The organism is Pseudomonas chlororaphis, from assembly GCF_001921865.1.
Taxonomy (GTDB): Bacteria; Pseudomonadota; Gammaproteobacteria; order Pseudomonadales; family Pseudomonadaceae; genus Aquipseudomonas; species Aquipseudomonas chlororaphis_D.
In genome coordinates this window covers 546,354-566,520 of the sequence record NZ_MSCT01000008.1, presented here as the reverse complement: position 1 = coordinate 566,520, position 20,167 = coordinate 546,354, and the positions used below count along the sequence as shown (strand labels likewise).

At 62.5% G+C, this 20,167-nt stretch carries 15 protein-coding genes and 4 tRNA genes; 3 read left to right on the top strand and 16 right to left on the bottom strand.

Annotation, left to right across the window (positions count from 1 at the left end):
* Positions 1-29: 29 nt before the first annotated feature.
* The 6 genes from BTN82_RS09860 to leuC form a co-directional block, all read right to left on the bottom strand.
* Positions 30-2,630 carry a FimV/HubP family polar landmark protein gene (locus tag BTN82_RS09860; RefSeq protein ID WP_075118937.1) on the bottom strand — a complete coding sequence of 867 codons (2,601 nt, stop codon included), beginning with the start codon at positions 2,628-2,630 and terminating at the stop codon, positions 30-32.
* A gap of 200 nt (positions 2,631-2,830) precedes the next feature.
* Positions 2,831-3,841 (bottom strand): aspartate-semialdehyde dehydrogenase, encoded by a 1,011-nt coding sequence (locus tag BTN82_RS09855; RefSeq protein ID WP_075118936.1) that lies wholly within the window; start codon positions 3,839-3,841, stop codon positions 2,831-2,833.
* Between the two features lie 193 nt (positions 3,842-4,034).
* A complete protein-coding gene (asd, locus tag BTN82_RS09850; protein ID WP_007921989.1) occupies positions 4,035-5,147 on the bottom strand; it encodes an aspartate-semialdehyde dehydrogenase in 1,113 nt (370 codons plus the stop codon).
* 54 nt (positions 5,148-5,201) lie between these two features.
* Positions 5,202-6,284 (bottom strand): 3-isopropylmalate dehydrogenase, encoded by a 1,083-nt coding sequence (leuB, locus tag BTN82_RS09845; RefSeq protein ID WP_075118935.1) that lies wholly within the window; start codon positions 6,282-6,284, stop codon positions 5,202-5,204.
* A gap of 155 nt (positions 6,285-6,439) precedes the next feature.
* Positions 6,440-7,084, bottom strand: a complete 645-nt coding sequence (leuD, locus tag BTN82_RS09840; protein ID WP_075118934.1) for a 3-isopropylmalate dehydratase small subunit — start codon at positions 7,082-7,084, stop codon at positions 6,440-6,442.
* Positions 7,085-7,094: 10 nt separating this feature from the next.
* Complete coding sequence (leuC, locus tag BTN82_RS09835) at positions 7,095-8,513, bottom strand: 3-isopropylmalate dehydratase large subunit (RefSeq protein ID WP_075118933.1); 1,419 nt, start codon at positions 8,511-8,513, stop codon at positions 7,095-7,097.
* 147 nt (positions 8,514-8,660) lie between these two features.
* On the opposite strand from leuC, the gene BTN82_RS09830 reads away from it, so the two are divergent.
* Positions 8,661-9,551 (top strand): LysR family transcriptional regulator, encoded by an 891-nt coding sequence (locus BTN82_RS09830; protein WP_075118932.1) that lies wholly within the window; start codon positions 8,661-8,663, stop codon positions 9,549-9,551.
* 80 nt (positions 9,552-9,631) lie between these two features.
* The gene (locus BTN82_RS09825; protein ID WP_075118931.1) at positions 9,632-12,910 is read left to right on the top strand and encodes an EAL domain-containing protein; all 3,279 of its coding nucleotides are present in this window, start codon (positions 9,632-9,634) and stop codon (positions 12,908-12,910) included.
* 45 nt (positions 12,911-12,955) lie between these two features.
* Here BTN82_RS09825 and BTN82_RS09820 read toward each other — a convergent pair whose 3' ends face one another.
* From BTN82_RS09820 to gltX, 10 genes are all read right to left on the bottom strand, one after another.
* Positions 12,956-13,402: an Hsp20 family protein gene (locus BTN82_RS09820; protein WP_075118930.1), complete on the bottom strand. Its 447-nt coding sequence runs from the start codon at positions 13,400-13,402 to the stop codon at positions 12,956-12,958.
* A gap of 119 nt (positions 13,403-13,521) precedes the next feature.
* A complete protein-coding gene (locus BTN82_RS09815) occupies positions 13,522-14,481 on the bottom strand; it encodes a tRNA dihydrouridine synthase (RefSeq protein WP_075118929.1) in 960 nt (319 codons plus the stop codon).
* A gap of 124 nt (positions 14,482-14,605) precedes the next feature.
* Positions 14,606-15,043, bottom strand: a complete 438-nt coding sequence (locus tag BTN82_RS09810) for an acyl-CoA thioesterase (protein ID WP_075118928.1) — start codon at positions 15,041-15,043, stop codon at positions 14,606-14,608.
* Positions 15,044-15,091: 48 nt separating this feature from the next.
* Positions 15,092-15,925: an alpha/beta fold hydrolase gene (locus tag BTN82_RS09805; RefSeq protein ID WP_075118927.1), complete on the bottom strand. Its 834-nt coding sequence runs from the start codon at positions 15,923-15,925 to the stop codon at positions 15,092-15,094.
* Positions 15,926-15,953: 28 nt separating this feature from the next.
* A complete protein-coding gene (locus BTN82_RS09800; protein WP_075118926.1) occupies positions 15,954-16,493 on the bottom strand; it encodes a TetR/AcrR family transcriptional regulator in 540 nt (179 codons plus the stop codon).
* Between the two features lie 184 nt (positions 16,494-16,677).
* Positions 16,678-16,753, bottom strand: a tRNA-Glu gene (locus BTN82_RS09795).
* An 80-nt stretch (positions 16,754-16,833) separates the two neighbouring features.
* Positions 16,834-16,909, bottom strand: a tRNA-Ala gene (locus BTN82_RS09790).
* A 53-nt stretch (positions 16,910-16,962) separates the two neighbouring features.
* Positions 16,963-17,038, bottom strand: a tRNA-Glu gene (locus tag BTN82_RS09785).
* A 79-nt stretch (positions 17,039-17,117) separates the two neighbouring features.
* Positions 17,118-17,193 (bottom strand) — tRNA-Ala (locus BTN82_RS09780).
* A 192-nt stretch (positions 17,194-17,385) separates the two neighbouring features.
* Positions 17,386-18,867, bottom strand: coding sequence for a glutamate--tRNA ligase (gltX, locus tag BTN82_RS09775; RefSeq protein ID WP_075118925.1), 1,482 nt, complete (start codon positions 18,865-18,867; stop codon positions 17,386-17,388).
* A 236-nt stretch (positions 18,868-19,103) separates the two neighbouring features.
* Here gltX and BTN82_RS09770 point away from each other — a divergent pair, with 236 nt between their 5' ends.
* Positions 19,104-20,150 carry an HlyD family secretion protein gene (locus BTN82_RS09770; protein ID WP_075118924.1) on the top strand — a complete coding sequence of 349 codons (1,047 nt, stop codon included), beginning with the start codon at positions 19,104-19,106 and terminating at the stop codon, positions 20,148-20,150.
* The last annotated feature ends 17 nt before the right edge of the window (positions 20,151-20,167 follow it).

The window sequence follows — 20,167 nt, the reverse complement described above, 5'->3', positions numbered from 1 at the left end:
GGGCTGCCGTTTTTTGTTACCCGCGAGAATCAGGCCAGGCGTGCAAGCATTTCCTTGGCTTCACTTTTCTGGCCGTCGTTACCTTCACTGATGACTTCGCCGAGAATATCCCGCGCGCCATCGTTATCGCCCATATCGATATAGGCCTGGGCCAGATCGAGCTTGGTCGCCACTTCGTCGGCGCCGGAAAGGAAATCGAAATCCTCCTCGCCAGCACTGCCTGCCGCGTCTTCGGCGGTAAAGGTAGGCTCGGCCAGCGCCGGCTGCTCAAGGCTTTGCGACAAGCGATCGAGCTCGGCGTTGACATCGTCCAACTCGGAAGCGAACGCATCCTTGGCATCCGGCTCGGCATCCATCTCGTCGGCCAGGGACAGGTCAAAATCCGCAGGCAGCTCAAGATCGTCAAGCGCGGCTTCGGTAACCGTAGGCACTTCGACTCCCGGCAGATCCTTCACGCCGTCATCCAGATCGAGGAGGAAATCTTCATCGGCTTGCGCCGCGGCAGGCAGATCCTCCCCCAGGTCCAGATCGAAATCCGACAGGTCGTCCAGGCTTTCCTTGGCTTCGGTTTGCTGCTGCAGAACCGACTCGAAACTCAGGTCGTCATCCAGCGGGAACTCGTCGAGCTCAGGCTCGACCTGGGCCAGGGGTGCTGGAGTGGCCGCAGAGGCGGCCTCCAGATCGTCCAGGCTCAGATCGAAGTCGGTATCCAGGTCATCGACAGCCGGTGCCGACGCTGGCTCCTGCGGCTCATCGAGCAGCAACTCTTTGACGTATTGGGCGTCCAGCTCCGCCGCTACCGCCGCCGCGCCAAGACCCGCGGCCGCCACGGCGGCCATCGCCGGGAAACGGCTCTTCAACTGTTCGACTTCAGCATGGTTCTTGCCATTGGCCACCAGCTGACGCTCCTCGACCACAAAGGCACTGCGGTCGCCCTGATGGCCATAGACCTCCATCAATTTCAGGCGTAGCTCACTGCGCTGCGGTTCGAGCTTGACGGCTTCCTCCAGGATCGCCGCGGCCTGGTTCAGACGACCGCCATCGATATGGGACTGGGCCTGATCCAGGACATCCACCGGATGCTCGACAGCGGTGACGGCCGGAGCGGCAACCACGACAGGTGCCACGACTGGAGCCGGAGCCGGAGCCGGAGCCGGAGCCGGAGCCGGAGCCGGAGCAAGCTTGACGCTCGGCGCTGGAACTTCAAGGCCTTCGAAACTGCTTTCCGGCAGATCCAGATCCTTGGACAGGTCGGCCTCTTCGGATAAGGCTCGAGCCATGCGCAGATGCTTTTCCGCTTCCTGCTGAGCCTTGCGGCGGCGGGCTAGCAGCAACAGCAGCAGCAACACCAGCACGGCCCCGCCACCCGCCATTCCCAGGAGGATCGGATTGGTCAGCAGCTCGTTGAATTTGCCTTCGTCGGACGCCGGCGCTTGCGCCTGCTCCGCTGCGGAGGCCGCTTCAGCCGGGGTTGCCGACGGAGCAGGCACGGCCGCTGGCTCGCTTACAGGCGCCGCCGGAGTCGCAGGCTGCTCAGCCAGCTGCGCCGGCATGGCCGATGATGGTTGCGCGGGAGCCCCCGCGCCTTCGGCCTGCAATTTGGCCAACTGATCGTTTTTCAACTCGATCAAGCGCTGCAATTTGTCCAGCTGGCTTTGCAGGTCCGCCATGCGGCTCTTCAGCTCGGCGTTATCGCGCCGGGTCGAATCGAGGCTTTCCTGGGTCACCGCCAGCTTGTTGCTCAGCGCCTGGCTGTCGCCAGCCGCCCCTTTGCCTCGCGCCTTGCCCGACTCGGCAGACACCAGGCTGAGGTTATCCTTGACCGCGCCTTGCGCTGGCGCCTTGTCCGCCCCGGCGCGGCGGGTGCCGTCCAGTTGCGATTGAGCCCCGCGAGATGCCAGACGGCGCCCCTGACGCCATGCCGCATTCTGCGCCGCAACTTCGGCAATCGCTTGCGGCTGCGCCAGGCTGGTGCTCTGCACCGCATCGGGCAGACGCAGGACCTGCCCGGTCTTCAGACGGTTGATGTTGCCATCGATGAAGGCATCCGGATTCAACGCCTGGATGGCCAGCATGGTCTGCTGGACCGAGCCGCCATTGCGGGCCTTGGCCGCAATTTCCCAGAGCGTGTCGCGACGCGAGGTGGTGTATTGGGCAGGTTTGCCGGCACCGGTAACCGGGGACGAAACCGCTGGAGCTTGCGCGGCCGCTTCAGCGGTTTGCGGGGAAAACTTGGATGGATCGAGCAGCACGCTGTAGTCGCGCAGCAGACGGCCATTGGGCCACATCACCTGCACCAGGAACTTGACCATCGGCTCGGAGAGCGGCTGGCTCGAGGTGACCCGCAGGACGCTCTTGCCGTTGGCATTGAGCACCGGGGTGAAAATCAGGTCATTGAGAAAGGCTTGGCGATCGACGCCCGCCTTGGCGAAATCCTCGGGAGAGGCCAGGCTCGGCACCACTTCGGCGACGGTGAGATCCTTGACGTCCAGCAACTCGATTTCTGCAACCAGCGGCTGGTTCAGAGTCGACTTCAGGGTCAGCTCCCCGAGCCCGAGCGCCTGTGCCATCCCGGAGGACAGCGCCGACGCGGCCGCCATTGCTAACACCAGTTTGCGAACTTGAACCATAGCCTCATCCTTTGTTTGAACATTCCTCGGCCAGCGAGAAGGTGTTGTAGCCGCCGCCCGAAGGCATTGCGCGCAGCCAGGAGGCCGCTCGCGCGTTTATGTCTGCATGCCTTGGAAGCCCCTGACCGCAGCTCACCTCCAGCACCAGCCAAGCATAGCGCCCGGCTAGAATCATTCTGCAAATTGTGGGCAAGTATCTTTTACAGAAGGTCTTTTATCAACAACTCAGCCAGCTGCACCGCGTTGAGCGCAGCGCCTTTGCGTACGTTATCTGACGTCACCCAGAGATTAAGTTCCGCCGGGTCGTCGATACCTCTGCGAACCCGTCCGACATATACCGCATCCTGCCCGACTGCATCCCCGACTGCGGTCGGATAATCACCCGCCTCTACCAGCTCCACACCCGGAGCCCCATCCAGCGCGGCTTGCACCGCCTCCAGATCGATAGCCTGGTCTGACTGTAGAGTCACGCTATAGCTATCGCCAAAAAACACCGGTGCTTGAATACAACTGACAGAAATCTTTAATAAAGGCTGCGCCAGCACCTCGCGCAACTCCCGGACCAGACGCTTTTCCAACAAGGTGTGGCCTTGCGCGTCGGGCGTGCCGACCTGCGCCAGCAGGTTGAATGCCATCTGTCGGTCAAAGAAGCGCGGCTCCAGCGGACGCGCATTGAGCAGCTCGGCAGTTTGCCGCGCCAGCTCGGTCACGGCTTCGCGACCCTGGGTGGACACCGCCAGACTGGCGACCAGACTGACCCGCTGAATGCCGAACAATGCCTGCAAAGGCGCCAATACCACCGCCAACGAAGTAGCCGCGGCGCTGGGGCTGCTCAACTGAACCGGTTTCTTCAGGCTCGCCAGCACGCCGGCATTGGCTTCCGGCACCAGGTTCGGCGCCTGGGTCGCGGGCAAGGCGCCCGACAGGTCGATTACCGCGCAGCTGGCCGCCGTGGCCCGCGGGGCAAAGCTCAGGGTCACTGCCGGGCCGGCAGCGAAAAACGCCAGTTGCACCTTGCTGAAATCGAACGCCTCGACCTCACGCACACGCACATTTTTCCCGCGAAACAATACCGAGTGCCCCGCCGACTCGCTGCTGGCCAGTAAATGCAGGTTGCCGACCGGAAAATCGCGCTCTTCGAGAATCTGCACGAGGGTTTCCCCGACCGTACCGGTGGCACCGATCACGGCGATATCAAGGGACTGGTTCATGGTGCTACCTCTGGAAAAACGGGGGGAGCGGCACTTTACCCGGGGCTTGGGGGCGAGGCAATTCAATGGGGAATGCGGAATCTGTCAGGCCCTATCGTGAGCAAACTCGCCCCCTCGCGATAACGGTTTTGAGGCCGCCACAAAAAAGCCCGCGTCTCTTGCAAGGCGCGGGCTCCTTCAACGCATCGGGGAATCAACGCTCGAGCAGGATCCGCAGCATGCGGCGCAGCGGTTCGGCCGCGCCCCACAGCAACTGGTCGCCGACGGTGAACGCGCCAAGGAACTGCGAGCCCATGTTCAGCTTGCGCAGGCGGCCCACCGGAATGTTCAGGGTACCGGTGACCTTGGTCGGGCTCAGCTCCTGCATGCTGATGTCGCGCTGGTTCGGGACCAGCTTGACCCAAGGATTGTGCTGGCTGATCAACCCTTCGATATCGGCGATCGGCACGTCCTTGTTCAGCTTGATGGTCAGCGCCTGGCTGTGGCAGCGCATGGCGCCGATACGCACGCAGATACCGTCGACCGGGATCGGGCTCTTGAAACGGCCGAGGATCTTGTTGGTCTCGGCCTGGGCCTTCCACTCTTCGCGGCTCTGGCCGTTCGGCAGCTCCTTGTCGATCCACGGGATCAGGCTGCCGGCCAACGGCACGCCGAAGTTCTCGGTCGGGTAGGCATCGCTACGCATGGCTTCGGCGACCTTGCGGTCGATGTCGAGAATGGCGCTGGCCGGGTTGGCCAGGTCATCCGCCACGGCGGCGTGGGTCGCGCCCATCTGCTTGATCAACTCGCGCATGTTCTGCGCGCCGGCGCCGGAGGCCGCCTGGTAGGTCATGGCGCTCATCCATTCCACCAGGCCGGCTTCGAACAGGCCGCCCAGGCCCATCAGCATCAGGCTGACGGTGCAGTTGCCGCCGATGTAGTTCTTGGTGCCGGAGTCCAGCTGCTGGTCGATGACCTTGCGGTTCACCGGATCGAGGATGATCACCGCATCGTCCTGCATACGCAGGCTAGAAGCGGCATCGATCCAGTAACCCTGCCAGCCGGCTTCGCGCAGCTTGGGGAAGACTTCGCTGGTGTAGTCGCCGCCCTGGCAGGTCAGGATCACGTCGAGGGTCTTCAGCTCTTCAATGCTGTAAGCGTCCTTGAGCGGAGCAATGTCCTTGCCCACGGACGGGCCTTGGCCACCGACATTGGAAGTGGTGAAAAACACCGGCTCGATAAGATCGAAGTCCTGCTCTTCCAGCATCCGCTGCATGAGCACGGAACCGACCATGCCGCGCCAACCGATCAGACCTACACGTTTCATCGCAACTACACCTATACAAAAGTGGGCCACCGTCTGAGCGGTGGGCCCGAAAGATTACAGATTCCGCAGCGCGGCGACTACTGCATCGCCCATTTCCTGCGTACCCACCTTGGCGCAACCGGCCGACCAGATGTCGCCTGTACGCAAGCCCTGATCCAGCACCAGGCTCACGGCCTGTTCGATGGCGTCCGCCGCGGCGTTCAAGTTGAAGCTGTAACGCAGCATCATCGACACCGAGAGGATGGTTGCCAACGGGTTGGCGACGCCCTGCCCGGCAATATCCGGCGCCGAACCGTGGCATGGCTCGTACATACCTTTGTTGTTGGCATCCAGCGACGCCGACGGCAGCATGCCGATGGAACCGGTGAGCATCGAGGCTTCGTCGGAAAGGATGTCGCCGAACATGTTGTCGGTGACGATCACGTCGAACTGCTTCGGCGCGCGTACCAGCTGCATGGCGGCGTTATCGACGTACATGTGGCTCAGCTCGACATCCGGGTAGTCCTTGGCCACTTGCTCGACGACTTCGCGCCACAGCTGGCTGGACGCCAGGACGTTGGCCTTGTCCACCGAGCAGAGTTTCTTGCCGCGCACCCGGGCCATGTCGAAGCCGACGCGGGCGATGCGACGGATTTCGCTCTCGCTGTAAGGCAACGTGTCGTAGGACTGACGCTCGCCACCTTCCAGCTCGCGGGTGCCGCGCGGCGCGCCGAAGTAGATGCCACCGGTCAGCTCACGAACGATGAGGATATCCAGGCCGGAGACGATTTCCGGCTTGAGGCTGGAAGCATCGGCCAATTGCGGATAGAGGATCGCCGGACGCAGGTTGCCGAACAGTCCCAACTGCGCACGAATCTTCAGCAGACCGCGCTCAGGGCGGATATCGCGCTCGATCTTGTCCCATTTCGGGCCGCCCACGGCGCCCAGCAGCACCGCGTCGGCAGCCCGCGCGCGATCCAGGGTCTCGTCGGCCAGCGGCACGCCGTGCTTGTCGATGGCCGCGCCACCGATCACGTCATGGCTCAGCTCGAAGCCCAGGCTGTACTTGTCGTTGGCCAACTCCAGCACCTTGACCGCCTCGGCCATGATTTCCGGGCCAATGCCGTCACCTGGGAGAATCAGAATCTGCTTGCTCATGCTTTCCTCATTTGCGCTGTCGGTGTGCGGGTGGGCACTCCCGGGAAAATGCTGCTGCGTCCGCTGCTCTGTAAGAGAACGAAACGCGGGCCTGAATCTCAAGCCCGTGATGGTTCTTTAATGGCTTTACCGCCTGTCGCCGACAACAACGCCGATCAAGCGTCGCGAAACAACCAAGGCTGGCTGGCCCGATGCTTGGCCTCGAAAGCGGCGATCGCGTCGCCGTCCTGCAAGGTCAGGCCGATATCGTCCAGGCCGTTGAGCAGGCAATGCTTACGGAAGGCATCGATCTCGAAACGCAACACCTTGCCATCGGGACGGGTCACGGTCTGCGCCTGCAGATCGATCTGCAACTGGTAGCCCGGATCGGCCTCGACCTGCTGGAACAGCTCATCGACGTCGGCGTCGGCGAGGATGATCGGCAGCAAGCCGTTCTTGAAGCTGTTGTTGAAGAAGATGTCAGCGTAGCTCGGTGCGATGATGCTGCGAAAGCCATATTCTTCCAACGCCCACGGCGCGTGCTCGCGGCTGGAGCCGCAGCCGAAGTTTTCCCGGGCCAGCAAGACGCTGGCGCCCTGGTAACGCTCGGCGTTGAGCACAAAATCCTTGTTCAGCGGGCGCTTGGAGTTGTCCTGGTACGGCTGGCCGACATCCAGGTAACGCCACTCGTCGAACAGGTTCGGCCCGAAGCCGGTACGCTTGATCGACTTGAGGAATTGCTTGGGAATGATCTGATCGGTGTCGACGTTGGCCCGATCCAGAGGCGCGACAAGACCGGTGTGCTGGGTGAAAGCTTTCATGCTGCGCTCCTTAGATCAATTCACGGACGTCGACGAAACGACCGCTGACTGCGGCGGCCGCGGCCATGGCCGGGCTGACCAGGTGAGTACGACCACCGGCCCCCTGGCGCCCCTCGAAGTTGCGGTTCGAGGTCGATGCGCAATGCTCGCCGGACTCCAGGCGGTCCGGGTTCATCGCCAGGCACATCGAGCAACCCGGCTCGCGCCATTCGAAACCCGCCTCCAGGAAAATCTTGTCCAGGCCTTCCGATTCCGCCTGGGCCTTCACCAGGCCCGAACCCGGGACCACGATGGCCTGCTTGATGGTCGAGGCCACCTTGCGGCCCTTGGCGATCACCGCCGCGGCGCGCAGGTCTTCGATCCGCGAGTTGGTGCAGGAGCCGATGAAGACCCGGTCCAGCTGGATGTCGGTGATTGCCTGGTTGGCGGTCAAGCCCATGTATTTCAAGGCACGGACGATAGAGTCGCGCTTGACCAGGTCCATTTCCCGAGCCGGGTCCGGCACGTTCTGATCGACGGCCAGGACCATCTCCGGGGACGTCCCCCAGCTGACTTGCGGCTTGATTTGCGCGGCGTCCAGCTCGACCACGGTATCGAATCGGGCATCGGCGTCGGACACCAGGTCTTTCCAGGCTTCGACGGCAAGGTCCCATTCCGCGCCCTTGGGAGCGAACGGCCGGCCCTTGACGTATTCCACGGTCTTGTCGTCCGCCGCCACCAGGCCCACGCGGGCGCCGGCTTCGATGGACATGTTGCAGATGGTCATGCGGCCTTCGACGGACAGGTCGCGAATCGCGCTGCCGGCGAATTCGATGGCATGGCCGTTACCGCCGGCAGTGCCGATCTTGCCGATCACGGCCAGGACGATGTCCTTGGCGGTCACGCCAAATGGCAACGTGCCCTCGACTCGCACCAGCATGTTTTTCATTTTCTTGGCGACCAGGCACTGGGTCGCGAGCACGTGCTCGACCTCAGAGGTACCGATACCGTGGGCCAGGGCGCCGAAGGCCCCGTGGGTCGAGGTGTGGGAGTCGCCGCAGACCACGGTCATGCCCGGCAGGGTCGCGCCCTGCTCCGGGCCGATGACGTGGACGATTCCTTGGCGCACGTCGTTCATCTTGAATTCGACGATGCCGTATTCGTCGCAGTTGTCGTCGAGGGTCTGCACCTGTAAACGCGAGACCTGGTCGGCGATGGCGCTGATGCCGCCCTTGCGCTCCGGGGTGGTCGGTACGTTGTGGTCTGGGGTCGCGATGTTGGCATCGATGCGCCAAGGCTTGCGCCCGGCCAGGCGCAGGCCTTCGAAGGCTTGCGGCGAGGTCACTTCATGAATGATGTGACGATCGATATAAATCAGCGCCGAGCCATCGTCGCGCTGCTTGACCAAATGCGAATCCCAGAGCTTGTCGTAGAGCGTTTTGCCGGCCATCAGACGGTTCCTCATCATTTTCTATGCCGTGGGTCATGGCAAACAGCATCAATAACCCCTTGGCTTGTGAGGCTGATGCTATGGCGTTACATTAAATAACTCAAATTCATATTTTTTATACTTTGGATAACCAACTGGAATACGACCATGGACCTGGCCAACCTCAACGCCTTTATCGCGATCGCCGAGACCGGCAGTTTCTCCGGTGCCGGCGAGCGCCTGCACCTGACCCAGCCAGCCATCAGCAAGCGTATTGCCGGCCTTGAGCAGCAACTCAATGTCCGGTTGTTCGATCGGCTGGGCCGCGAGGTGGGCCTGACCGAGGCCGGACGCGCCCTGCTGCCCCGGGCCTATCAGATCCTCAATGTGCTGGACGATACCCGCCGGGCACTGACCAACCTGACCGGCGAGGTCACCGGCCGCCTGACCCTGGCCACCAGTCACCATATCGGCCTGCACCGCTTGCCGCCTTTGCTGCGGGCCTTTACTCGCCGTTACCCGGAAGTGGCACTGGACATCCAGTTCCTCGATTCGGAAGTGGCCTACGAAGAGATCCTCCATGGCCGCGCCGAGCTGGCGGTGATCACCCTGGCCCCCGAGCCTCACGCGCTGGTCAAGGCCACCCCGGTATGGGACGACCCGCTGGACTTCGTCGCCGCCCCCGAGCACCCACTGGTGAGCAACGGCACGGTCAGTCTGGCCGACATCGCCCTGCATCCGGCGGTTTTCCCCGGTGGCAATACCTTTACCCACCATATTGTCCAGCGGCTGTTCGAGGCCCAGGGCCTGACCCCGAATATCGCCATGAGCACCAACTATCTGGAAACCATCAAGATGATGGTATCCATCGGCCTGGCCTGGAGCGTCCTGCCGCGCACCATGCTCGACGATCAGGTGGCGCGCATTCCTTTACCGGGCATACAGCTCACTCGCCAGCTAGGCTATATCCTGCACACCGAACGGACGCTGTCGAATGCCGCGCGGGCTTTCATGGCCCTACTGGACGCACAAGTCGATCTGCCAAGGGCCCAGGCATAAGGGCCCGGGCAGGACGCGTGCCCACCTTTAGCACCCTGAACCCCTCGCCAACGCTCTTTTCAGCCCAAGGCCCGCTGCTCATGCAAAAACCCGCTGACCGCATACCCCCGATGCCCCGCATTCACGCGCTCGACCCCAAGCAGTCGGAGCAAAGCTGGGAGAGCGCGCCGCAGCTGCTTGCCGCGCTCAATGGCGCACGGCTGGGCGCCTGGTACTGGGATATCGAGAGCGGACAAATCAGCTGGTCGCGGGGCACCCAGGCGCTGTTCGGCTTCGACCCGCGCCAGCCGCTGCCCAAGGACCTGGAATACCTCGACCTGCTGCCCGAGGAAGACCGGGCCAAGACCATTCGTGCGTTCCATTCGGTGCTGGCCGGCGCGCCGCTGGAGCACGCGATGCATCACCGCATCCGCTGGCCTGACGGCAGCCTGCATTGGCTGGAAATCAACGGCAGTGTGCTACCGGACAAACACGGCAAGCCCCGAATGATCGGGGTGATTCGCGAAATCACCCACCAGCGCCAGCGCGAACAGGCCCTCAGCAGCTCGGAAAAACGCTTTGCCACGCTGTTTCACCTGTGCCCGAACATGGTCCTGCTGACTCGCCTGGAAGACGGCCTGATCAGCGAAGCCAACCAGTATTTCGAAAGCCTGTTCGGCTGGCCGGTGCAGCACGTCATCGGCCGCACTACCCTCGAACTGGGCCTGTGGGTCGACCCGGAACAACGCGCGCAACTGATCAAGGCCGTGCAGAAGCGCGGCCAGGCCGCCAGCCTCGAAGTGCAATTGCGCGCCAGCAACGGGCAGATCCACGACGGCATTCTCAGCGCCCAGAAAGTCGAACTCGAAGGCCAGGCCTATCTGCTCAGCACCTTCCTCGACACCAGCGAACGCAAGCTCGCCGAACAGGCCCTCAAGGACAGCCAGGAACGCCTCGACCTGGCCCTGGACTCGGCCCAGCTCGGCACCTGGGACTGGCACATCCCCAGCGGCATGCTCTACGGCTCGGCCCGCGCCGCTCAATTGCACGGACTGGAACCCATCCCCTTCCACGAGTCGTTCGATGCGTTTTTCGAGGGCGTGCCCGACGAAGAACGCGACAGCATGCGCAACGCTTACCGCAGCCTGCGCGAAGGGCCGGCGGGCAATTACCAACTGACCTACCGCGTGCAATTGGCCGACGGTTCGTCGCGCTTCCTGGAAAGCCGCGCCCGCCTCTATCGGGACGAACGCGGCAACCCGCTGCGCATGGCCGGGACCTTGCTGGACATCACCGAGCAGGTCGAGCGCGAGCAGCGCCTGGCCACTTCGGAGGAAAAGTTCGCCAGCCTGTTCCAGGTCAGTCCGGACCCGATCTGCGTCACACTCCTGGAAACCGGCCAGTTCATCGAGATCAATTCCAGTTTCACCCAGACTTTCGGCTGGACCGTCGACGAAGTACTCAACCGCAGCGCCGACCAGATCGGCCTCTGGGACGACTCCGCGCAGCGCCTGCAACGGGTCGAACAGGTGATCCGCGAACAGGCGCTGAACAACGTGGCGGTGGTGGTCCGGCACAAGGACGGGCAGCCCCTGACCTGCATCATTTCCAGCCGGCAGATCACCGTCGACAAGCAGCCCTGTATTGTTACCACCTTGCGCGACATCACCCAGCAGCAGCGCTCCGAGGCTGCGCTCAAGGCCAGCGAAGAGAAGTTCGCCAAGGCGTTCCACTCCAGCCCCGACGCCATCACCATCACCGAACGCGATACCGGGCGTTACCTGGAAGTCAACGACGGCTTCTGTCGCTTGACCGGCTACCGCGCCGAAGAGGTGATCGGCCGGACCGTGTACCAGATCGGCATCTGGGCCGAGGAAAAACAGCGTTCGATCCTGCTCGCCGAGCTGCAGCTCAAGGGTCGGGTCAATCACCTGGAAATGCTCGGTCGCAACAAGCGCGGAGATATCCTGACGGTCGAGGTGTCGGTCGAACCCATCACCCTCAATGAAACCGCCTGCCTGCTGCTCACCGCCCGGGACGTCAGCCTATTGAAGAACGCCCAGGCGCAAATCCGCCACCTGGCCTACCACGACCCGCTGACCAACCTGCCCAACCGCGCGCTGCTGATGGACCGCCTGAGCCAGCAGATCGCCCTGCTCAAGCGCCACAATCTGCGCGGCGCCCTGCTGTTTCTTGACCTCGACCATTTCAAGCACATCAACGACTCCCTCGGCCACCCGGTGGGCGACACGGTGCTGAAGATCGTTACCGCGCGGCTCGAAGCCAGCGTGCGCATGGAAGACACCGTCGCACGCCTGGGCGGCGACGAGTTCGTGGTCCTGCTCAGCGGCCTGGAAGGCAGCCGCAGTGAAGTCAGCGACCAAGTACGGGAGCTGGCCGACACCCTGCGCGAGCTGCTGTCCGAACCGATGTTCCTCGATGGCCAGCGCCTACAGGTGACCCCGAGCATCGGCGTCGCCCTGATCCCCGATCACGGCTCGACCCCCACCGACCTGCTCAAGCGCGCCGATATCGCGCTGTACCGGGCCAAGGACTCCGGGCGCAACACCACCCAGATGTTCCACAACACCATGCAGAAAGCCGCCAGCGAACGCCTGCGCATGGAAACCGACCTGCGCCTGGCGCTGTCCCGCGGCGAGTTCAGCGTGCACTTCCAGCCCCAGGTCGACGCCCGCGGCGCGCGGATCGTCGGCGCCGAAGCCCTGGTGCGCTGGCACCATCCGGAACTGGGCGCGCAGTCGCCCACCGAGTTCATCAAGGTCCTGGAAGACAGCGGCCTGATCCTCGAAGTCGGCACCTGGATTCTCGACGAGGCCTGCCAGGCGTTCAGCCAGCTGATCGCCGAAGGCCTGGTGGACCCGCACAATTTCAGCCTGTGCGTGAACATCAGCCCGCGGCAATTTCGCCAGAACGACTTCGTCGAACGCATAGAACGCAGCCTGAGCCATTACCGGCTGCCGTCTTCGCTGCTGAAGCTGGAGATCACCGAAGGTATTGTGATCCAGAACCTGGAAGACACCATCAGCAAGATGCGCCGCCTGAAAAAACTCGGCGTCAGCTTCGCCATGGACGACTTCGGCACCGGCTATTCGTCGCTGACCTACCTCAAGCGCTTGCCGGTGGACGCGCTGAAAATCGATCAATCCTTCGTCCGCGACGCGACCCACGACCCCAACGACGCGGAGATCGTCCGCGCCATCGTCGCCATGGCCCGCAGCCTGGACCTGAAAGTCATTGCCGAAGGGGTGGAAACCGCGGAGCAGCTCGAGTTTCTCCAGGGCCTGGGCTGCTACCTGTACCAGGGCTACCTGCACAGCCGGCCGCTGCCGCTGGCCGAATTCAAACGGTTGCTCAAATGACGGGCACAAAAAAGGGCGCCCTCAGGCGCCCTTTTTTCTTGCGGCTTAGTGCTGCAAAGCCGGCTGCTGCGCCCCGTTGATCGGGATGCGCTTGGCCTTGGCTTCTTCCGGGATCACCCGCAACAGGTCGATGCTCAACAGACCGTTGCTCAGGCCGGCGGCCTTGATCTCGATATGGTCAGCCAACCGGAAGGACAGCTTGAACGCACGCTGGGCAATGCCCTGGTGCAGGAAGGTGACGCCTTCGTTGGCGTCACGCTTGCCGCCACTGACGGTCAGCACGCCCTTCTCGACTTGCAGCTCCAGGTCTTCTTCCTGGAAACCGGCGGCGGCCACGACGATGCGGTATTGGTCGTCACCGTGCTTTTCGACGTTGTAGGGCGGATAGGTGCTGCCCGGCTCATTGCGCAGGGCGGTTTCGAACAGGTCGTTGAAACGGTCGAAACCCACCGAGGAACGGAACAGTGGCGCGAGGGAAAATGCAGTACTCATGGTTCAAATCTCCTGAAAACAATCAGCAAGTTTTTTGTCTCCGCGACCCGAATTCGGCATCGCGTAACCCTTAGATAGGGACCGCCGATTGCATTTCAAGAGACTTTTTGCAGATTTTTTCAGGCCGCCTCGGCCACCGGCAGGCCCAACAGACGCGAAACCTGATCCGGCTCGGTTTCACGGCGCAAGACAGTGAACAGCGCCACCGCCTCGGGATAATTGCGGGTCAGCATCGCCAGCCACTGCTTCAAGCGGCCCGGCGATTGGCGCGCCGTCATCTGCGCCTTGGCTTGCAGCCAGAAGTCCTGGATCAGCGGCATCAGTTCGGCCCAGGTCATTTCAAGTACTTCTTCGCCGGCCCGCGCGGCCGCGATCTGCCGGGCCAGATCCGGGCGCGACACCAACCCGCGACCAAGCATGATGTCTTCCACCCCGCTGATTTCCCGGCAACGACGCCAGTCTTCCACGCTCCAGATATCGCCGTTGGCGAACACCGGCACCTTGACCACATCCTGCACCCGCGGGATCCACTCCCAGTGCGCCGGCGGCTTGTAGCCGTCGACCTTGGTCCGCGCATGCACCACGATATGTTCCGCGCCGCCTTCGGCCAATGCAGTGGCGCACACCAGGGAGCCATCCGGGCTGTCGAAGCCGAGACGCATCTTGGCGGTCACCGGAATATGCGCCGGCACGGCACGTCGCACGTGCTCGACGATCTGGTTGAGCAGCTCCGGCTCCTTGAGCAACACCGCTCCGCCCCGCGACTTGTTGACGGTCTTGGCCGGACAGCCGAAGTTCAGGTCAATGACTGGCGAACCGAGCTCACAGGCCAGCGCAGCGTTTTCCGCCAGGCACACGGGATCGGAACCCAGCAGTTGCACGCGCAGCGGCACGCCGGACGCAGTTCGAGCGCCGTTCAACAGCTCAGGGCCGAACTTGTGGAAATAGGCCGGCGTGAGCAACTGGTCGTTGACGCGGATGAACTCGGTCACGCACCAGTCAATACCGCCGACACGGGTCAGCACGTCCCGCAGGATGTCGTCGACCAACCCCTCCATGGGCGCCAAAGCAATTTGCATGAATCACACTCAATGTAGAACGCGGAAAAAACGTGCGGCAGTTTACTGGGTTTCGCTGGGGAACAGGGATTTCAACGGGCGGACGGTTGTCGGTCGGGAGGACGCGATAAAGCGTCCGGACAGCTCAGTTCGCGCCTTGCAACGCCGGCCCGTAGCCCTCGAGAAACTCCGCCGGCATGCGCTTGGGCTTGCCGCTGGACAGCTCGATGCAGACGAAAGTGGTCTGGGCTCGCAGCAAGGTCGTGCCATCGCTCGGACGCACCAGTTGAAAACGCCGTGTCATTTTCAGGCGCTGATCCCAATCGACGATCCATGTGGCCAACTGCAACTCGTCTCCTTCATAGGCCGCGGCAAGGTAGTCGATCTCATGTCGCACCACGGCCATGGCCCGATCCAGGCGGCGGTATTCGCTCAAGTCCAGGCCCAGGCGCTGGGAATGACGCCAGGCGCAACGCTCGAGCCAAGTAACGTATACCGCGTTGTTGGCATGCCCCAGACCGTCGATGTCTTCGGCACCCACCTGCAGATCGATGATAAATGGCGTTGCCAGATCCCAGCCCATGCCCCACTCCCGGTCAGATTATTCGACCGGGGCAGTGTAACGGATTGCTCAGGCGGATTGGCGCGCCTGCAGACTGCGGCCGGCCAGCAGCGTCAGCACGCCGTCGATCAGCCGCGGGTCGGCCAGCACACGTTGATGACCGCCCTCTTTCAGCCGCAGCAAACGGCTGTCGAACCAGGCTTCGTGGATCAAGTCCGCCTCCTTGACCGACACCAGGCGATCGTCTTCGGCATGCACGATCAGCCCAGGCATATCCAACTGGTAGCGTGCGACGTCCATGGCCGCGGCGCGCATCCCGACGTCCTGCTCCACCTGACGGATAAAGGCCGAACGCGCCCTGGGCGGCAAACGCACATAACGGGCAAAACCGCGCAGTACGCCAAGGATCCGTGCCGGCGCGGCAATGCTCACCAGGGTTTCGGTGCGCAGCCCCATCTGCACCGCCAGCATGGCACTGGCGCCGCCCATGGAATGGCCGACGACAGCGCGCAGCGGCGGCAACTCCGCGGCGGCCTCGAGCAGGGCGCGGGCAAACAGCACCACATTGGCTTCGCGACCCGGGGAGCGCCCATGGGCGGGGCCGTCCAACGCCACGACGCTGTAACCGGCGCCGACCAGTGCATTGATCAGACTGGCGAACTGAGTGGGGCGCCCCTCCCAACCGTGCATCAGCAGTACCGCGGGCCCCTGCCCCCAGCGCAACGCCGAGAGACCAAAACGCAGGGTGATGCGCTCGGAGCGTGCCAGCAGCGGCAACTCCCAGTCCCGCGGCAGCCGCTCGCGGGGCGTCATGAAGAACAAGCGCATCTTGCTGGCGACCAGCTTCGGCGCCAACCAGCCCAAGGTGCCATTAACGCCACGAACCCAACTTAACGTGCTCATCGCTCTCTCCTCAGGCCAACGCCTCAGGTCATAGCACCGCCGATTTGGCAGCGCGCAGTAAACGGTCCGATAACTCACCGGCTCCCAACGCCCGGGCGAGGGACAAGCCCCCCACCATCAGGGCCAGGTCGGCCAGCGCCTTGTCGGTTTCTTCAGGCGTGGCGGCCAACTGGGCCAGCATCAGTTCGATATGTTCATTCAGGACTTTGCGAAACTCCTCGGGCAGGCGCCCCATTTCACCAACCGAGGCCGGGATCGGGCAGGCCTGCTCGGTGGAATCGCGGTGTTTGCGCGACAGGTAGAACGCCGCCACCAATGCCCGCCGCTCTTCGCCAGTCAGCGACGCGTCCATATCGGCGATCAGGCCACGGCGCTGGGACAGCAATTGGCTGAACGCTTCCAGCATCAAGGCATCCTTGCTTTCGAAGTGCGCGTAGAAACCACCGACCGTCAGGCCCGCAGCTCCCATCACTTCGCCCACGCTCGGCTCGGCCGGGCCACGTTGTACCAGCGCGGAGCTGGCGGCCTGGAGAATGCGTTCGCGGGTTTGAGCTTTTTTATCGTTCATCGTTGCCTCCGAATATTACGATCAAAATATTATTCTCATAATAAATTTTCGCAAGTCGTTAGTGTGACCGTCGGTCAGAAGAACAGTGTTGAAAGAGAAAGAGAGAATTGGCCAAACGCCAGACAAACAAAAGGGCCATTCAATAATTGAATGACCCTTATAAATCCCGCAGAGCGGGTAATCGTGGCGTCCCCTAGGGGACTCGAACCCCTGTTACCGCCGTGAAAGGGCGGTGTCCTAGGCCACTAGACGAAGGGGACACAAACCCTTCTATACAACTGATCAGCGCTGAGACCTGATCGATTCAAGGCCGGTGTGGCCAGGCCTTGAACTGTAAAATTGGTGGAGCTAGACGGGATCGAACCGTCGACCTCTTGCATGCCATGCAAGCGCTCTCCCAGCTGAGCTATAGCCCCAGATTTTTCGCCTCGCGGCGGAGCGACATCTTGCAACATCGCTTCTGTAAAACTGGCGTCCCCTAGGGGACTCGAACCCCTGTTACCGCCGTGAAAGGGCGGTGTCCTAGGCCACTAGACGAAGGGGACGCAAACCCTTCTGTACAACTGATCAGTGCTGAGATCTGATCGATTCAAGGCCGGTGTGGCCAAGCCTTGAACTGTAAATTGGTGGAGCTAGACGGGATCGAACCGTCGACCTCTTGCATGCCATGCAAGCGCTCTCCCAGCTGAGCTATAGCCCCTCATCGTTGATGTCATCGCTGAGGACGGGGCGAATCTTAAGGGCGTATCAGAAAGCTGTCAAACTTTTTTTCAGAAATATCTAAAAAAATTTGTCGGGATAACAATCACTTACCGCCCTCCCCCGTAAATCCGGGGGTTTTTCCCGACCGTAGGAGCCGGCTTGCCGGCTCCTACGCATCAAGCCTGTTGGCTCAGGCAATCGCAGCCAGCAGCTTTTCCCACTCTTTGTTTTCTTTCTTCGACACGCCACCCAGCAGATCGATGGCCTGGCGCAGGCGGAAACGGGTCAGGTCCGGCCCCAGAATCTCCATGGCATCGAGCACCGAAACCGAGCTGGCCTGGCCGGTGATCGCGGCAAACATCAGCGGCATGGCATCGCGCAGTTTCAGTTGCAGCGATTCGACCACGGCCTGGATGGTCGCGGTGATGCTGTCCTTTTCCCACTGACGCAGGCTTTCCAGCTTCCACAGGATCAGTTGCATCAGCTGTCGGACCTGATCGCCCGAGAGCTTCTTCGACTCGAACAGCTTGGCATCCGGGGTCACGCCACCGGCAAAGAAGAACCCGGCCAGCGGCGCGATCTGGCTGAAGGTCTCAACCCGGCCCTGCACGTGCGGCGCGATCTTCATCATGTAGTCGGGGTTCAGCGCCCAGGCCTGCACGCGGCTGGCGAACTCTTCCACCGGCAGGTCGCGCAACCACTGGCCATTGAGCCAGGACAACTTCTCGATATCGAAGATCGGCCCGCCCAGAGAAACGCGCGACAGGTCGAAGTTGTCGACCATTTCCTGCAGCGAGAACTTCTCGCGCTCGTCCGGCATCGACCAGCCCATGCGGCCCAGGTAGTTGAGCATGGCTTCCGGCATGAAACCCATGCGCTCGTAGAAGGTCACCGAGGTCGGGTTCTTGCGCTTGGACAGCTTGCTCTTGTCCGGGTTGCGCAGCAGCGGCATGTAGCACAGCTGCGGCTGTTCCCAGCCGAAGTACTCGTAGAGCAGGATCAGTTTGGGCGCCGAGGGCAGCCATTCCTCGCCACGCAGGACGTGGGTGATGCCCATCAGGTGGTCGTCGACCACGTTGGCCAGGAAGTAGGTCGGCAGGCCATCGGTCTTCATCAGGACCTGCATGTCCATGCGATCCCACGGGATCTCAACGTCGCCGCGCAGCATGTCCGGCACCACGCAGACGCCTTCGCTCGGCACCTTCATGCGGATCACGTGCGGTTCGCCAGCGGCCAGGCGGCGCGCCACTTCTTCCTTGGACAGTAACAACGCACGGCCGTCGTAGCGCGGTGTCTCGCCACGGGCCATCTGCTCGGCGCGCATCTGGTCCAGCTCTTCGGCGGTGCAGAAGCACGGGAAGGCATGCCCCATATCGACCAGTTGCTGGGTGTACTGCTGGTAAATGTCGCTACGCTCACTCTGCCGGTAAGGGCCGTGCGGGCCACCTACGTCCGGGCCTTCGCTCCAGTTGATGCCCAGCCAGCGCAAGGCATCGAAAATCTGCTGCTCGGACTCGCGGGTCGAACGCAGTTGGTCGGTGTCTTCGATGCGCAGGATGAACTCACCGCCATGCTGCTTGGCGAAGCAGTAGTTGAACAGGGCGATATAAGCGGTACCTACGTGGGGATCCCCGGTAGGCGATGGCGCGATGCGCGTGCGGACGGTGGTCATGGCATGTCTCGGAAAGAATATGAAAAGCGAAGATCAAACAAGAGGCGAATGGTAACAGGCGATACCGGCCCCGCTCCAGTGAGCAGGGCATTTAAGCCAAGGTTGAGACTACCGGAGCCGTCCCGGCCGCCGAGTTGCCGATTATCCATCGATGGCATTTACCGCTGGTCGACCATATGCCAGATTCACCCACTGACAAATTTTCTTACATTTCCTGACCGTAGCCTGCCCACCCCATGCCAGCTCAACTCAAGCGTCGTCTGTTCATCTTCCTGCTCCTGGTCCTGCTGATCGCCCTCGGCTTTCTCGCGCAGTGGTTTTTCCACGGGCGTTTTTACGAAAGCACCGATAACGCCTACGTCCAGGGTGAAATCACGCGGATCTCCAGCCAGCTTGGGGCACGCATCGACGAGGTGCTGGTACAGGACAACCAGCACGTCGAAAAAGGCCAATTACTGATCCGCCTCGAGGGCGACGATTTCCACCTCGCCGTGGATCGCGCCAATGCCGCCCTGGCCACCCGCGAAGCCGAACGCCTGCAAGCGCAGAGCAAACTCACGCAACAGGCCAGCCTGATCGCGGCTGGCGAAGCCCAGGTGGCTTCCAGCCAGGCCAGCCTCGGGCGCTCGCAGATCGATCTGTCCCGCGCGCAAACCCTGCGCAAGCCGGGCTATGTCTCCGAAGAACGGGTCACCACCTTGTCCGCCGACAACCATATCGCCCGCTCGCAAGTGGCCAAGGCCCAGGCCGACCTGCAGGGCCAGCGCCAGCAGGTCAACGCCCTGAGCGCCGAGATCAAGCGTCTCGACGCGCAGATCGCCAATGCCCGCACCGACCTGGCCCAGGCCGAACTGAACCTGACCCGTAGCGAAATCCACGCCCCCATCAGCGGGCTGATCGGCCAACGTGCCGCGCGCAATGGCCAGTACGTGCAGGCCGGGGCCTACCTGCTGTCGATCGTGCCGGATCAGGACATCTGGGTTCAGGCCAACTTCAAGGAAACCCAGATCGGCCATATGCAACCGGGGCAGAAAGCCGAACTGCGGTTCGACGCCTATGACGACACGCCGATCGAAGCCCGTGTCGACAGTCTGTTCGCCGCCTCGGGCGCGCAGTTCAGCCTGCTGCCGCCGGACAACGCCACCGGCAACTTCACCAAGGTGGTACAGCGGATTCCGGTGAAACTGACCTTTGCCGCCGACAATCCGCTACGCGGCAAGATCCGTCCGGGCATGTCGGTGACCGTCAAAGTGAACATCAAAGACCCTGCCGATGGCCGGTGATCAACTGCTGCGTCCGG

Coding starts and splice junctions, on each gene's coding strand:
- BTN82_RS09860 (WP_075118937.1), bottom strand. CDS start 2,630: ATGGTTCAAGTTCGCAAACTGGTGTTAGCAATGGCGGCCGCGTCGGCG.
- BTN82_RS09855 (WP_075118936.1), bottom strand. CDS start 3,841: ATGAACCAGTCCCTTGATATCGCCGTGATCGGTGCCACCGGTACGGTC.
- asd (WP_007921989.1), bottom strand. CDS start 5,147: ATGAAACGTGTAGGTCTGATCGGTTGGCGCGGCATGGTCGGTTCCGTG.
- leuB (WP_075118935.1), bottom strand. CDS start 6,284: ATGAGCAAGCAGATTCTGATTCTCCCAGGTGACGGCATTGGCCCGGAA.
- leuD (WP_075118934.1), bottom strand. CDS start 7,084: ATGAAAGCTTTCACCCAGCACACCGGTCTTGTCGCGCCTCTGGATCGG.
- leuC (WP_075118933.1), bottom strand. CDS start 8,513: ATGGCCGGCAAAACGCTCTACGACAAGCTCTGGGATTCGCATTTGGTC.
- BTN82_RS09830 (WP_075118932.1), top strand. CDS start 8,661: ATGGACCTGGCCAACCTCAACGCCTTTATCGCGATCGCCGAGACCGGC.
- BTN82_RS09825 (WP_075118931.1), top strand. CDS start 9,632: ATGCAAAAACCCGCTGACCGCATACCCCCGATGCCCCGCATTCACGCG.
- BTN82_RS09820 (WP_075118930.1), bottom strand. CDS start 13,402: ATGAGTACTGCATTTTCCCTCGCGCCACTGTTCCGTTCCTCGGTGGGT.
- BTN82_RS09815 (WP_075118929.1), bottom strand. CDS start 14,481: ATGCAAATTGCTTTGGCGCCCATGGAGGGGTTGGTCGACGACATCCTG.
- BTN82_RS09810 (WP_075118928.1), bottom strand. CDS start 15,043: ATGGGCTGGGATCTGGCAACGCCATTTATCATCGATCTGCAGGTGGGT.
- BTN82_RS09805 (WP_075118927.1), bottom strand. CDS start 15,925: ATGAGCACGTTAAGTTGGGTTCGTGGCGTTAATGGCACCTTGGGCTGG.
- BTN82_RS09800 (WP_075118926.1), bottom strand. CDS start 16,493: ATGAACGATAAAAAAGCTCAAACCCGCGAACGCATTCTCCAGGCCGCC.
- gltX (WP_075118925.1), bottom strand. CDS start 18,867: ATGACCACCGTCCGCACGCGCATCGCGCCATCGCCTACCGGGGATCCC.
- BTN82_RS09770 (WP_075118924.1), top strand. CDS start 19,104: ATGCCAGCTCAACTCAAGCGTCGTCTGTTCATCTTCCTGCTCCTGGTC.